The organism is Geoalkalibacter subterraneus (assembly GCF_000827125.1).
Taxonomy (GTDB): domain Bacteria; phylum Desulfobacterota; class Desulfuromonadia; order Desulfuromonadales; family Geoalkalibacteraceae; genus Geoalkalibacter_A; species Geoalkalibacter_A subterraneus.
Genome location: NZ_CP010311.1, coordinates 705,093 through 718,203 on the forward strand (window position 1 = coordinate 705,093; position 13,111 = coordinate 718,203).

The following is a 13,111-nucleotide window of genomic DNA, read 5'->3' on the forward strand; positions in this document are numbered from 1 at the left end:
TTGCTGAGGGTGCTCCCCTGTGTTAAATCGGTACAGTTGTGTTTTTGCCTATCGGGGAGTGAATGGATGGGAGAAATTAATAGGGTGGATTGTCAGACCGGAGAGGAAAAAAAAATGGTTCTTGGAATTACGGGTGGAATTGCTTCGGGGAAAAGCTTTGTTGCAGATCTCTTCCGCCGCCTCGGTGCCGCCGTAATCAGCGCAGATGATCTGGCGCGCGATGTTGTACGTCCCGGCGGAAAAGTATTGGAGGGCCTCGTTGAGCATTTCGGCCGTTCAATTCTGGCTGATGACGGCACTCTCGACCGCAATGCGTTGGGGAGGAGAATTTTTGCCGATGAAAAACAGCGCCAGGCTCTCAACTCTCTGATTCACCCGGCGATAGCATCGTTGGCGGAGCAGCGTCTGGCCGAGGCGCGCAGGGCTGACCATCCCCTGGTCGTCTATGAAGCGCCGCTGCTGTTTGAAGCCGGTGCCCAGAACCGGGTCGACGCTGTCCTGGTTGTCAAGGTGGACCCGCAGACCCAGTTGAAACGCCTGATGGAACGCGACGGTATTGATGAAAAGAGTGCCCGCCGTAAAATCGCCGCACAGATGCCGCAGGCCGAAAAGCTTGCCCGCGCCGATTTCGTCATTGACAATTCCTACGATCGGGATCAAACCCGTCTGCAGGCCGAGCAGCTGTTTGAACGCCTGGCCGGCCGCAATAAAAACGCCCCCTGAAAATCAGGGGGCGTCGGGAAAAATCCGGTCGGGCTGCCTTGCAATCCTATTTGTGAAAGCCGAGTCGGGTAGAGAGTTCTTCGGCCGATTCCAGAACCAGCGGCACGATTTCTTTTTCGATGCGTTCGTCGTTGATTCTCATGGAGGGACCGGAAACGCTGATCGCTCCTACGATGCGCCGTGTGTAATCACGGATGGGCGCGGCGACGCAACGCACGCCAAGGTCGAGTTCTTCGTCGTCGATGGCATATCCCCTTTCCTCGACGGTCCGAAGTTCTTTGCGCAACGCCTCACGGTCGGTGATGGTGTTGTCCGTGAATTTTTTGAATTCGCGGTTCGGCAGGATGGAGTCGATTTCCTCGTCCGACATGAACGCCAGATGCACCTTGCCGGCGGCGGTGCAGTAGGCGGGCATCCGGGAACCGACGCGCGACACGACCCGCACTGTCAGGTTGGTCTCGACGACGTCCAGGTAGACGATGAAGCCTTCTTTGAAGATGGCGACGTAGGCCGTTTCGTTGCACTGCTCGACAATTTTTTCCAGGATCGGCTTGGCCTGGCGCAGCAGCCCCATCTGTTTGATGAAGGTCTGTCCCAGTTCCAGGGCTTTGAGGCCCAGCCGGTAGTTTTCGGTCGCCTTGTTCTGCTCGATGTAGCCGCGCGACTCGAGGGTCGCGAGCAGCCGAAAGACGTTGTTCTTGTGAAGCTTCAGGCGTTTGCTGAGTTCAGTAACGCCGAGTTCGTCGACATCGTCGTGAAATTGCTCGAGCAGGTCGAGGGCATGTGAAACCGCCTGAATGATATATTCGGATTTTTCTTTTCTGGCCATGAGAGGATCTGTTCCTTTTCCGAATTCACGCAAGATTAAATATATTAAATGTCTCTATAATAGCCTACCATCTTAGATAAATAGGACCATATGTCAAGCAGGAAAGGCACCCACCGTTGATTGATTTTTTCGCCGCGTTGGCTGTCGCCAGTTATTGATGCGCCGTCTGGCAATTTAAAACAGTCAAGAGAAATATAGAATGATGTTTTACTAAAGTCAACATGAACCGGCACAAAGAGGTAAGAATGGGCCGGAGAGTGTGGTTTTGAGCCTGTTTTAAAGTGGTCGTGCATTGACTTTAAAGCGCCCCATCCGGCATGATGAAAAAATACTCTGAATTCGTGCGTGAAGGAGAAAGCAGATGCTGAATCTGAGCAAGAAGATCCTGGTGGCCATCGACGGTTCCCCCCAGTCCGACAAGGCCGCGGAAGAGGCGGTGCGGTTGGCGACCGCATCGGGCAAGCGCTTTAAAAGCCGGGTTTTCGCCATCCTGGTTCTGCCCGGCAATCGCGCGCCCTCCTTCACCGATTTCATGCCTTCGCCGCCGCCGACGGAACGCCCCGACTGGGAGGAGAAGCGAAAGCGCATTTTTTATGTGGTGGAAAAATCCGCGGCGGAAGCCGATGTGCCGCTTGAGAATGTGGTGGTCTATGGCGACCCTGCAGAGGAGATCATGGCTTTTGCCGAGCAGGAAGAGATCTCCGTGATTGTCATCGGCTCCTCCGGTGCGGGACGCGTACGCCGCACTCTGCTCGGCAGCGTCTCTACCAAGGTTGCCCTGCACGCCAAATGTTCAGTCTATGTCGTGCGTTGAGTGTTTCAGTCCCTGTCACTCTCTCCCGATACCTGCCTCCGCCCAGGAAAGCTGTGTCGTGTTTCCTGGCATAAATATTCAAAATCTCCGCCAGACTTTCCCTGATCAACTCTTCTTCTTCCGGAAACTCATGGGGCGATAGCTCCAGCACCAGGCTCTCGTTGTATCCCGTTTCACGCAGATGGTTCAGAAAGCGGGTCAGAGGCAGCACGCCATGCCCGGGGAGCAAATGTTCTTTTCCGTAGCCGTAGTCGGAAAAATGAATATTGCGCATGGTGCCGGAATCGTAGAACAGGTGAAAGTCAACGAGAAAGTTGGCTTTTGACGTTCCCATGTGGGCGGTATCGAAGGTCAGGAAAAGATTGTGCTGATGGAGAAAATCGATCATCTTATGGGTTTGCCCCAGGTAGTAGGGATTGGTCTTGAATGCGCCGGTGCAGGGCATGTTCTCCATGGTGATAATCACCTGGTTTTTGCCGATCTCCTCCTGAAAATCCCTGACACGCTTAAGCCAGCGCCAGAATTTGAATTCAAAAGCCATCCAGGCCGGCGGATGAAAGTTGATCAGGGGAATGTCGCACTCCATGGCGAGATTGGCCGTGCGCCTGAGCTGATCTGTTTTGTTGCCCCACCCGTCGAGCTGGAAAAAAGGTGCATGGAGTGATGCTACGGGTAATATCTGCCCGAGATCAGTCAATAAGGCGACATTGTCCTGATACTGGAAGTCGTAATTGATGATGACTTCCATCGCGTCGAACCCCGTATCCCTGGCCAACTCGAAAATCTTTTCCAGTTCAAGGGTATAGAGGCTGCCTGCCGACAGGACAAGCTTCATTGCAGAACCCCAGGATAAAATAAAGCAATCAAAGTCATCTCCCGCACCCAGGCAGGGTTTGTCCGTAAACGGCCATTTTTAGGGCGTGTGAACTTCCCGTGCGAGGAAGCGGCGGATTTTCTCGGGCGGTGGAGGCGTCAGCAAAGACACGCCGATCATCATCAACATCACCAGGGGTACACCGATCAGAGCGCTGGAGGTCGGATGAATAATCCCATCCAAGGCCGGGAAAAGCTCCGGCAGGAAGAAGGCTGAAAAGGTCACGGCCAGACCGGTGAGCATGCCCGCAATGGCACCGTATTTGTTGGTGCGGTCCCACCAGATGCCGAGCACGAACACAGGAAACAGGGTGTTGCCCGCCAGGGCAAAGGCTACGGCGGTGATTTCGGCAATCAAGCCCGGCGGATTGACCGCCAGCAGCACAACGATGATGGCCAGCACCAGGGTGGTGCCTTTGGCAACGCGGACACATTGGCTCTGGCTGGCGGTGGGGTTGAGCAGGCGGAAATAGATGTCATAGCTGAAGGCGCTCGCGCCGGTCATAAGCAGGCCGGTGACCGTGGAAAAAGCCGCGACGATAGCCGCCGTTGCAAGGATTCCGGACAGCCAGGGAGAAAGATTGGCCCATTCCACCGCGCGCAGGATGATGATGTCGGCATTCTGAATGGCGGCATCGGGATCAAGAACAACTTTTCCTCGTGATTCTAGCAGCTTGGCAAAAATGGCGTAGGCCGGCGCGCTCCAATAGAGAAGGCCGATGAAAAAGATGCCCCACAACACACTCCAGCGCGCGTCGCGCAGATTGGGGGCGGTGTAGAAGCGCGACAGAACATGGGGCAGGCCGGCAGTGCCGACCATCAGGGTAAAACACAGGGCGCTCCATTGCCAGGGGCTTGCGTTGCTCCAGGGCAGGGTGAACTGTCCCTGCGTATTCTGAGAGAGTTCCTGCAGAGCCGGACCGTAGCCGAACTGGGGGACCACCCAGGAAAACCCGAGCTGCTTTGCCAGGGCCATGAGCGGAACGATGAAAAAGATGATCAGCACCGTGTAGTGCAGCTGCTGGTTGCGGGTCGCGCCGAGGGCGCCGGAAATCACCATGTAGGCGATCACAACGGCGGTCCCCAGCATGACCGAACGGGTGTAGTCGTAGCCGAAAACCCAGGAAAAAATCAGCCCGATCCCTTTGTATTGGGCCAGGCAGTAGATCAGGGAGATGATGATGGCGATCGCCGCCGACAACAACCGGGCCGCGGGAGAATCGTAGCGCGCATCGACAAACTCGGGAGCGGTGAACTTGCCGAAGCGTCTTATCTGGCCTGCCAGCAGGATCAGCAGCAGTACATAGCCGCCTGTCCAGCCGATGACAAAAGCCAGGGCGAAATAACCGCTGAGGTAAAAGACGCCGGCGATCCCCAGCAGCGAGGCGGCGCTCATCCAGTTCGAAGCAATCGCGGCGCCGGCGCCGATGCGGCCAATGGGGCGAATGGAGGTCGGATAATATTCGGTGCTGGAACGCACGCGGCTGAACAGCCCCACGATGAGAAAAAAAGCCAGCGTGGCGAAGATGATCAGGGCGGGGCCCCACTTGATCCCCTGTTCGAATATCTCCGGTTCAGGCATGGCGGCTCCTATTTGCGCCTGCGATGAGTCTGGGTCAGGCGGTCAACAAAGGTGTTGAAGAGAAAACAGAGAAAGATAAACCAGACGATCAGAAAATGCCCTGAAAACCAGAAGTGAAACGGGAAACCGAATACGGTCATATCGGTCAGGAAGCTGGCGCCGTTGGGATGGCGCTCAACCAGGTAGAGAAGCCACTGGAAGCCAAAGGTGAAAAAGGCCCAGCTGGTCAGCATAACCCAGATGTAAACAACTTTCTGCCGCATGTAGCCGGGGCGCGGCCGAAAGAAGTTCACACGGTAATCATCATTCAGCGGTTCGGATGCTGGGGGGCGGCGGGTGTTCATAAACTCCTCCGAAGCGCGGTTGGCATTTCCTCTGGTATCTGGAAACGCCATCAACTCATGATGCACTCGCAACAATTGAGAGGATGGCTAAGCAAAAATTTCGTCCTACAAGGGCTGGCGGTTTTTCAGGGGCGAAGGCATACATCAGGTATGTCGAGGTCCTGAAAAAGAGCTGTAACGCCGTAGGGCGGACTTTTTGCGCCGCCATCAATCTTAACAGAAAAAAACAGGTTGAGAGAAGGGGTTTAATCAAACCCCGTTTTGCGGATCCGCTTCAACTGGTTTCATGATCTCCCGCAGAACGCTGGTGGCATAGCTGCCGCGGGGCAGAGCAAAGGATACGATCAGATCCTCTCCCTCGGCATTGACCTCTGTTTCTGTCAGCGGCACCCGCAGTGGGCGACGTTCGCCTTCCATCGACAGTCCTTTTGACAGGCGAAACGATTCCAGGGAGATCCCCTCGTGATCCAGCAGCGCCTGCTCGATCACGCCGGCCTGCCCCTGCGCCAGGGTGCTTTTGTAGCCGAACAGCGGGCCGGATGGGCTGATCTCAAAACGGTCGGCGCGCGGCTGTTCCGTGGTCGCATCCTCTACGAGGAAGCAGGCCCCTTTGCCGTGAATGTAGGCCAGGTCGCCCGGCCACAAGGTTTCGAGGCTCTCCATGCGCATGGCGACAATGCGGTCGAACAGCCAGGATTGGCAGGCCGACAGAAACAGCCGCAGCTTGCGGCGCGGAAAGGCAAGAACGGCGGCGCGTTCGTCGTGCCCCTGCAGCAGCATGTCGAGCAGGCGGCGCTCATCGCGCATGGCGGGCGGCAACGCAGTTCGTGCCTCGGCCAAATTGCCGGCGCGATAGGCTTCAGCTGCCTGTCGCCAGCGTGGATCCCGGATCAGGGTGGGGTCACCTATGATCTGGGAAAGGGCTTCGCTGAAATTGCCTTCCAGGATCGCGCGGCCGATAAGGTGGGAATTGTTGAGCAGTCCGTAGCGTTGACTGCCAAACAGGTTGGGGACGCCGACCTGCTCGAGGATATCAACGATGTCCCGGGCGCGGTCCAGGGCCTGTTCTTCCACCTGGCGGATTCGGATGCGAAAACGGTTGCCGGTCAGGTGCCCGGGGCGCAGCTTGTTGCGATGGTACTGGGCACTGATAATGCGGGTGCCGGGCAGCTCCAGACCTTCAAGCTGTTCCGGGCGCACCCCGGGAAGGCTCAGGGTCTGGCGGGTCAGGGCGCGGGCGTCCTTGAGCCCGGCATAGCCCATGTCGCGCTCCTTGAGGTTGAGTGCGCGAGCCAGTCGCCGCATGAGGTCGAGGGTGGTCATCCCCCGTTTTTCAACTTCGATATAGAGGTGCTCGCCGCTGCCGCAGGGCAGGTAAAGGGGGATTTCCTCGACCTGGAAATCCTCCGGTACCTCCTTGATGTGGCCGCCGATGCCGTCAAAATGTGCGCTCAGGTAAGGGATCATAAATCGCTCGCTACCGCCCACAGCAGCCGGAAGCCGGGTTCCATCGGAGGCGGAGGCAGAACCGCTCCTTCAGGCTTGTCGCAGTGAAAGTGCACGAAGTAAATTGGTTCGTTGCGATCGAGGAAGCGCCTCATGTATTTGGAGCGCGGATATTCTTCGATGTCGAGAGTGACCGGGGCCGGGCGGGCCTGGCAGAAATGAGGGTGTTCCGTGGCCCGCATGGCCACTTCTACGGCATAATCCTCGAAATCGGAGGTGAAGTAAAGGTCGCCCTCGCGTTTCAGAACGTAGCGCGCCAGGTCGAGAAAAGTCTCGTTGACCAGGCGCCGCCGCCGGTGGCGTTTTTTGGGCCAGGGATCGGGGCAGTTGATGAAGATCTGCGACAGGGAGTCCGGCGGCAGAAAGTGAGCCATCAGAAAGCGCGCTTCCGCTCGGGCCACCCGCACATTGGTCAATCCGGCCTGTTCGACACGGTTGCAGGTCTTGAAGCAGCCGCGATTGAAGATGTCGATCGCCAGGTAGTTGCGCTCCGGATTGCGCCTGGCGCATTCCACCACGAAATGGCCGGTGCCGCAGCCGATCTCCAGCGACAGGGGGCGGTCGTTGCCGAACACTGAAGACCAGTCGTCGACTTTGTGCAGATTTTCTTCGGAGATGAAGTAGGGCGAATTGATCAGAATCATCCGCTGGGTCATGGTCCATCCTTGATGGCGTCGCAAAAAAGTCCGTCCTACGGCGTTACGGCGTTTTTTCAGAACCTCGACATACCTGATGTATGCCTTCGCCCCTGAAAACCACCAGGCCTTGTAGGACGAAATTTTTGCTTAGCCCTCCGCTGAGTGTTTGCGATGACGGCAATTTTTACGACAAAAAAGGTCGAAACAGCAGGGCGTTATTAACACAATGGGATCACTTTTGCAATCGGGTCTCGCTGCGGCAGGGAGGGTCAGGCGACCTGGGCGCGCAACTGCTCGATGAAAAGTTCCGCTACCGGGGACAGGCGCCGTCCGCGCCGGGTCAGCAGGTGAAAGCGCCGCCGCAGATCGACTCCTTCGACCCGCAGCGTTTTAAGCGTTCCCCGTTCCGCATCCTCCGCCACGGCCAGTGCCGACATGAACCCACAGCCGATGCCGGCCTTGATGCTTTCGCGCACCGCTTCGCAGCTGCCGAATTCGGCGACGATCCGGGCCTGTTCCAGGTCGAATCCCCGGGTGCGCAATCCCTCCATCGTCACGGTGCGTGTACCGGAGTCGGGCTCCCGCAGGATGAAATCCTCATTCGCCAGCTCCTCCGGGGTGACGCGGGTTCGTTGGGCAAAAGGATGGTCAGGAGGAACCACCAGCAGGATTTCATCGGTAAACAGGGGCTCGTCGGTCAACCTGCCGTCGCGCTGCTCGGAACCGACGATGCCGATTTCGAGGTCACCGGCGATAACATCCTGTGCAATGCGGTTCGTGCCGCTGATGCGCAGGTTGAAATGGATGCCGGGATGCTCTTTCTTGAGCGCCGCAATCTGGCGCGGCAGCAGGTAAGCGCCAGGAATGGAACTGGCCCCCAGCGCGAGCGTTCCGCTCAGTCGTCCGCCAAAGGCTTCGATCTCGGCCAGCGCCTCGGATTTCAGGCGCAGCATCTTCAGCGCGTGATCGTAGAGAATCCGCCCCGCGGGAGTCGCAACCACCTCGCGGCCGAAACGGTCCAGCAGCTTTTCCCCTACAACCTGTTCGAGGTGCCGGATATGCTCGCTGACCGTCGGCTGGGACAGGTGGAGATGCTTCGCCGCTTTGGTAAAGCTTTTCAATTCGACGGTCCGGCAGAATACTTCAAGCCGTTTAAGATCCATTTGCGAATCCCTTGATTGATAAGAACAGGTGACACCGGCGGTGTCAGGCTTCGGTACTCAGGGAGCGGATTTCCGCCGCCAGTGCGTCAATATCCGCTTCACAGGTCTGCCAGGAGCACATGAAACGGGCTTGCCCCAGGCCGATGAAGGTGTAAAAGCGCCATCCCCGTCGTTCCAGCTCCTGGCTGACGCGGGGCGGCAGGGAGACGAACACGGCGTTGGCCTGGCGGGGATAGCAGATATCAATGCCGGGGATCTGCCGCAACCGCTCTTCCAGCAGGGCGGCGCAGCGGTTGGCGTGCGCGGCGTTGCGCAGGTAGGCGCCGCTTTCCAGCATGCCGATCCACGGCGCGGCAAGAAAGCGCATTTTGGAGGCCAGCTGCCCCGCCTGCTTGCAGCGGTAATCGAATTCTTCAGCCAGTGCCGGGTCGAAGAACACCACCGCCTCGCCCACGGCCATGCCGTTTTTGGTGCCGCCCAGGGTCAGGACGTCCACCCCGGCGCGCCAGGTCAGGTCGGCGGGAGTTCGATCGAGGTGAGCCAGCGCGTTGCCAAGGCGGGCGCCGTCCATGTGCAGGCGCATGCCGAACTCGTGGGCGCAGGCGCCGATGGCCTGCAGTTCCGAGGGGCTGTAGACCGTTCCCAACTCCGTCGCCTGGGTGATGGAGAGCACCTTGGGCTTGGGATAATGGATGTCGGCGCGGCGGGTGACGGTGTGCGCGACGGCATCCAGGTCGATTTTGCCGTTTTCCCCCGGGACCAGCAGGATCTTGGTGCCGTTGCTGAAAAACTCCGCCGCGCCGCACTCGTCCGTTTCCACGTGCGCAATCTCATGGCAGATGACGCTGTGGTAGGAGTTGCACAGCGAGGCCAGCGCCAGCGAGTTGCCGGCGGTGCCGTTGAACACGAAATAGACCTGGCAGTCCGTTTCAAAAAAGTCCCGCAGCAGATCGCAGGCCCGCGCCGTCCACCGGTCCTCGCCGTAGGCGTTGGCGAATCCCTGGTTGGCTTCGGCCATGGCCTGCCAGGCTTCAGGGCAGATCCCGGCGTAGTTGTCGCTGGCAAACTGATTTTTGAGATGGGCGGCACCGTGCGATGATCTCATGGGAGTGCATCTCCGGGGTATTATTTGAAATCAGGCCCTGTTTTCTTTAAGAGAGGGAAAGTGTAGCGCTGTTTTTTGCGCAGGGCAAACGTTTGCAGAGACGGTGCAAAAAGAAAACGGGGATCCGGCCTTCAGCCTGAACCCCCGTTATCCAATCTGGAGCCACCCATCGGATTTGAACCGACGACCTACTGATTACGAATCAGTTGCTCTACCAGCTGAGCTAGGGTGGCGCGCAATATTTGCCTGCGAGACCTCGTCTTTTACCGTAAATTCGTTTTCGAGTCAACGGCTTTGCGCGCCTCGCCGCTTTGGATCATTTTGACGAGCGGCTGAACAGCTCGGTGATCTTTTCGAAATCGAGGCGGTTTTCGGCCATCTGGCGGATCAAGTCGATTTTTTCCGTGTCCTCGGCGGTGGTTTTTGAGACGTCATCGAGCAGCGCCTGGTAGATGTCGGTGGTATGGAACCCCGTTGTACGGATATACGGGATGTTGCTGGTGTCGAGAATCTGCTGGGTGACCTTGGTGATCGGGGCGACGCCGGGTATGACGAGGGCGACGATTTTTTCTCGGTATTCGGGGATCTGGTATAGATTGGCCATGGTGACGAGCAGCTCGTCGCGGCTGCTGGTCACCACCAGCAGGGTGGAATCCTGCAGCGCTTCCACCACGCGCTGGGTGGAGGCCGCCCCGATGTGAATATGGTGTACAATGCGTGAAGCCGCGGCCTGGTTGCCGTGCAGAGGGAAGTCGAGCAGCTTGGCAACCCGTCGCAGCGTGGGGTTGGCCAGTACGGGCTGGTAATTGAAGCCGCCGATGATCTCGAACGGCTGTCCGGTAAAAGCCTTCTGCAGGTAGCTCAGGGTCGCCTCGCGTTTTTCCGGCAAGATCTTGTTGACGAGGATCGCGCGCACATCGGCCTGCTCTTTTTCAAACAGGGCCAGGTTGAGATGTACCGAGTCCACCACGTTGCCGATGCCGCCGCCGGTCACCATCAGGACGGGCGCGTTGAGCAGGCTGGCGATGCGGGCATTGGAAAGCCCGAATACCGAACCGACGCCGGGGTGGCCGGAGCCTTCCACGATGATGAAATCACACTCCTTCTCCAGCGCAGCGCAGGACTCGAGGACCTTTTTGCTCAGCTGCTCGACAGGAAGCTCGCCGTTAAGCGCGCGACGGGTGTCGCCGGGCTTGACCACCACCGGGCACATCAGCGGCAGATGCTTTTCCAGCCCGAAAAGTTCCGCCATCAGTGCAGGATCCTTGTCGATATCGATTCCGCGAAATACAATGGGTTTGGGACCCAGCGGTTTGATAAAGCCGATGCGTTCGAATTTTTTGGATGCCAGGTGCATCAGCGACAGGCTGGTGGTGGTTTTACCGCTGTGCTGACCGGTGGCGGCGATGAATATTTTGAGTGCCATGGCATTGCTCCCGCGGGAAATCGTGGCAAGGTGGATGCTGAATATCTCAAAGACTAACAGGAATATAGAGGGCTTGCCACCAGTATACGCATGTGAAGGGTATACGGGAGATGACGTACCTATAAAGGAGAACGGACGATGAGACTGGAAAACGATGTCAAGCTGGGATTCAAGGATGTGCTGATCCGCCCCAAGCGCAGTACTCTCAGAAGCCGCGCCCAGGTGGCGCTGGAACGTACCTACCGGTTTATGCACAGCGGGCGCGAATGGAGCGGTGTCCCGGTCATTGCCGCCAACATGGATACGGTCGGCACATTTGAAGTCGCCCGCGTGTTGGCGCGGCATGGTATGCTGACCGCGGTGCACAAGCATTATTCGCCGAAGGAGTGGTCGGATTTTCTGCAGGGGCAGGATAGGGATACCTATCAGCGCATCATGGTCAGCACAGGAACCGCGGAGCAGGACTTTGCCTGCATGGAGCAGATTCTGGAGGAGAATCCTGAACTTTGCTTTATCTGTATTGATGTCGCCAACGGTTATGCCGAATCCTTCGTGGAGTTCGTCGTGCGGGTGCGGCGCGCCTATCCCGACAAGACCATTATCGCCGGCAACGTAGTGACCGGCGAGATGGTGGAGGAGCTGCTGCTCAGCGGTGCCGACGTGGTCAAGGTGGGGATCGGTCCGGGGTCTGTGTGCACTACCCGTGTCAAGACCGGGGTCGGCTATCCGCAGCTTTCGGCGGTGATCGAATGTGCCGACGCCGCCCATGGCCTGGGCGGCCGCATCATCTCCGACGGTGGTTGCGCCTGTGCCGGCGATGTCGCCAAGGCGTTCGGCGCGGGGGCGGATTTCGTCATGCTCGGCGGCATGCTGGCCGGTCACGATGAGAGCGGTGGCGAAATCGTGCATCGCGACGGGCAGATGTACAAGCTGTTTTACGGCATGAGTTCGGCCACCGCCATGGAAATTCACGCCGGCGGGGTGGCCGAGTACCGCTCATCGGAAGGCAAGACGGTGGAGGTCCCCTACCGTGGCCCTATCGAAGGCACGGTCAAGGATGTGCTGGGTGGTCTGCGTTCGGCCTGTACCTATGTGGGCGCGGGTGCCCTCAAGGAGTTGACCAAACGGACCACGTTCATCAGGGTTCTGGAGCAGGAGAGCCAGGTTTTCTCCTGACAGACTGCAGAGTGCTTGTTTTCCTTTTCTACCGGAAATTGCGCATGTTCGACTGGAATGCCTGTGTCGCGGATTCGAACAGGGCGGCGGCCTGGTCGGCGGGCAGAGATTAAATCGCGAAACCACCTTGAAAATGTCCGTGAGGTGTGAGGTGTGAGGTGTGAAGTGTGAGGTGTGAGGTGTGAGGTGTGAGGTGTGAGGTGTGAGGTGTGAGGTGTGAGGTGTGAGGTGTGAGGTGTGAGGTGTGAGGTGTGAGGTGTGAGGTGGCGGGCCCCGCCATGTCGGGGGGGCATGGGCAAGGGGCCGCCGTTTGGTGAGGGATGCACTTCTCTCTCAATGTTTGGAAAGGAGGCGGATGCGTCTTATCTTGCGGGAATGCTCTTCGTACTCGTGGCGCAGCAACTCTCGGCACAGAAGGTTGAGACGCAGGTGTTCCAGCAGCAGCAGCAAAACACTGATGGCGGTCAGGTGGGGAAAGTTCAGAGTGAGAATGTCGGCATACCAGTAGAAAAAATAGAAGGGGAGCATGAAGCCGATCTGGCTCCATCCCGCATATCTTTCAGTTTTCCGGGTATGGCGCGAGCCCGTCAGAACCAGCGCTGAAATGACGTAGACCAGCAGGGCCGCGTGAATCATCTCCGCTGTCGGCGAAGCGCCGAGCAGTGCGCGCGAATGCGGGGGGCATGTCGGCCATATGACGGTCGCCTGCCAGAGGGCAATGGCCGACGCCGTGAAAATAAGCACCCCCCACAGGCCCAGCCGGGACAACGCATGCAGCTTGCGGCTGCGCTGGAGGGTGATCAGCTCGAGGCCGGCAATGACCTGGTCCGTAGAATCACAAACCCGGGTTGTGCTGTTGTCGGCTTCGTGATGACGGGGGCTGGGGTAATAGTCGTGATCGTTTTGCATGACGCCTCCCTTCGTGCAAGCGG

Annotated in this window: 13 protein-coding genes and 1 tRNA gene; 3 read left to right on the top strand and 11 right to left on the bottom strand. The window is 58.2% G+C overall.

Annotation, left to right across the window (positions count from 1 at the left end; translation table 11 throughout):
* Positions 1–114 precede the first annotated feature (114 nt).
* The gene (coaE, locus tag GSUB_RS03200; protein ID WP_040201991.1) at positions 115–723 is read left to right on the top strand and encodes a dephospho-CoA kinase; all 609 of its coding nucleotides are present in this window, start codon (positions 115–117) and stop codon (positions 721–723) included.
* A 46-nt stretch (positions 724–769) separates the two neighbouring features.
* Here coaE and GSUB_RS03205 read toward each other — a convergent pair whose 3' ends face one another.
* Positions 770–1,552, bottom strand: a complete 783-nt coding sequence (locus tag GSUB_RS03205; protein WP_040199165.1) for an IclR family transcriptional regulator — start codon at positions 1,550–1,552, stop codon at positions 770–772.
* A gap of 361 nt (positions 1,553–1,913) precedes the next feature.
* On the opposite strand from GSUB_RS03205, the gene GSUB_RS03210 reads away from it, so the two are divergent.
* A complete protein-coding gene (locus tag GSUB_RS03210) occupies positions 1,914–2,366 on the top strand; it encodes a universal stress protein (RefSeq protein WP_040199166.1) in 453 nt (150 codons plus the stop codon).
* Here the strand turns inward: GSUB_RS03210 and GSUB_RS03215 are convergent.
* From GSUB_RS03215 to GSUB_RS03255, 9 genes are all read right to left on the bottom strand, one after another.
* Positions 2,317–3,201 (bottom strand): sugar phosphate isomerase/epimerase family protein, encoded by an 885-nt coding sequence (locus GSUB_RS03215; RefSeq protein ID WP_144401931.1) that lies wholly within the window; start codon positions 3,199–3,201, stop codon positions 2,317–2,319. The genes GSUB_RS03210 and GSUB_RS03215 overlap by 50 nt on opposite strands.
* Positions 3,202–3,279: 78 nt before the next feature.
* Entirely contained in the window at positions 3,280–4,821 is a 1,542-nt protein-coding gene (locus GSUB_RS03220) for a VC_2705 family sodium/solute symporter (RefSeq protein ID WP_052464446.1), read from the bottom strand.
* An 8-nt stretch (positions 4,822–4,829) separates the two neighbouring features.
* Positions 4,830–5,165 (bottom strand): DUF4212 domain-containing protein, encoded by a 336-nt coding sequence (locus tag GSUB_RS03225; protein WP_052464448.1) that lies wholly within the window; start codon positions 5,163–5,165, stop codon positions 4,830–4,832.
* 249 nt (positions 5,166–5,414) lie between these two features.
* Positions 5,415–6,632: a tRNA pseudouridine(13) synthase TruD gene (gene truD / locus GSUB_RS03230; protein ID WP_052464450.1), complete on the bottom strand. Its 1,218-nt coding sequence runs from the start codon at positions 6,630–6,632 to the stop codon at positions 5,415–5,417.
* The gene (gene trmB, locus GSUB_RS03235; RefSeq protein ID WP_040199168.1) at positions 6,629–7,327 is read right to left on the bottom strand and encodes a tRNA (guanosine(46)-N7)-methyltransferase TrmB; all 699 of its coding nucleotides are present in this window, start codon (positions 7,325–7,327) and stop codon (positions 6,629–6,631) included. Before trmB ends, truD begins: the two co-directional genes overlap by 4 nt.
* Before the next feature lie 251 nt (positions 7,328–7,578).
* Positions 7,579–8,472, bottom strand: a complete 894-nt coding sequence (locus GSUB_RS03240; protein WP_040199169.1) for a selenium metabolism-associated LysR family transcriptional regulator — start codon at positions 8,470–8,472, stop codon at positions 7,579–7,581.
* A gap of 43 nt (positions 8,473–8,515) precedes the next feature.
* Positions 8,516–9,577, bottom strand: coding sequence for a threonine aldolase family protein (locus GSUB_RS03245; protein WP_040199170.1), 1,062 nt, complete (start codon positions 9,575–9,577; stop codon positions 8,516–8,518).
* 157 nt (positions 9,578–9,734) lie between these two features.
* A tRNA-Thr gene (locus GSUB_RS03250) sits at positions 9,735–9,810 on the bottom strand.
* 83 nt (positions 9,811–9,893) lie between these two features.
* A complete protein-coding gene (locus GSUB_RS03255) occupies positions 9,894–11,003 on the bottom strand; it encodes a phosphotransacetylase family protein (protein ID WP_040199171.1) in 1,110 nt (369 codons plus the stop codon).
* 138 nt (positions 11,004–11,141) lie between these two features.
* On the opposite strand from GSUB_RS03255, the gene GSUB_RS03260 reads away from it, so the two are divergent.
* The gene (locus GSUB_RS03260) at positions 11,142–12,179 is read left to right on the top strand and encodes a GMP reductase (RefSeq protein WP_040199172.1); all 1,038 of its coding nucleotides are present in this window, start codon (positions 11,142–11,144) and stop codon (positions 12,177–12,179) included.
* 333 nt (positions 12,180–12,512) lie between these two features.
* Here GSUB_RS03260 and GSUB_RS03265 read toward each other — a convergent pair whose 3' ends face one another.
* Positions 12,513–13,088 carry a hypothetical protein gene (locus GSUB_RS03265; RefSeq protein WP_040199173.1) on the bottom strand — a complete coding sequence of 192 codons (576 nt, stop codon included), beginning with the start codon at positions 13,086–13,088 and terminating at the stop codon, positions 12,513–12,515.
* Positions 13,089–13,111 lie beyond the last annotated feature (23 nt).

Coding starts and splice junctions, on each gene's coding strand:
- GSUB_RS03245 (WP_040199170.1), bottom strand. CDS start 9,577: ATGAGATCATCGCACGGTGCCGCCCATCTCAAAAATCAGTTTGCCAGC.
- GSUB_RS03215 (WP_144401931.1), bottom strand. CDS start 3,201: ATGAAGCTTGTCCTGTCGGCAGGCAGCCTCTATACCCTTGAACTGGAA.
- GSUB_RS03220 (WP_052464446.1), bottom strand. CDS start 4,821: ATGCCTGAACCGGAGATATTCGAACAGGGGATCAAGTGGGGCCCCGCC.
- GSUB_RS03205 (WP_040199165.1), bottom strand. CDS start 1,552: ATGGCCAGAAAAGAAAAATCCGAATATATCATTCAGGCGGTTTCACAT.
- GSUB_RS03225 (WP_052464448.1), bottom strand. CDS start 5,165: ATGAACACCCGCCGCCCCCCAGCATCCGAACCGCTGAATGATGATTAC.
- GSUB_RS03265 (WP_040199173.1), bottom strand. CDS start 13,088: ATGCAAAACGATCACGACTATTACCCCAGCCCCCGTCATCACGAAGCC.
- GSUB_RS03260 (WP_040199172.1), top strand. CDS start 11,142: ATGAGACTGGAAAACGATGTCAAGCTGGGATTCAAGGATGTGCTGATC.
- coaE (WP_040201991.1), top strand. CDS start 115: ATGGTTCTTGGAATTACGGGTGGAATTGCTTCGGGGAAAAGCTTTGTT.
- truD (WP_052464450.1), bottom strand. CDS start 6,632: ATGATCCCTTACCTGAGCGCACATTTTGACGGCATCGGCGGCCACATC.
- GSUB_RS03240 (WP_040199169.1), bottom strand. CDS start 8,472: ATGGATCTTAAACGGCTTGAAGTATTCTGCCGGACCGTCGAATTGAAA.
- GSUB_RS03210 (WP_040199166.1), top strand. CDS start 1,914: ATGCTGAATCTGAGCAAGAAGATCCTGGTGGCCATCGACGGTTCCCCC.
- trmB (WP_040199168.1), bottom strand. CDS start 7,327: ATGACCCAGCGGATGATTCTGATCAATTCGCCCTACTTCATCTCCGAA.
- GSUB_RS03255 (WP_040199171.1), bottom strand. CDS start 11,003: ATGGCACTCAAAATATTCATCGCCGCCACCGGTCAGCACAGCGGTAAA.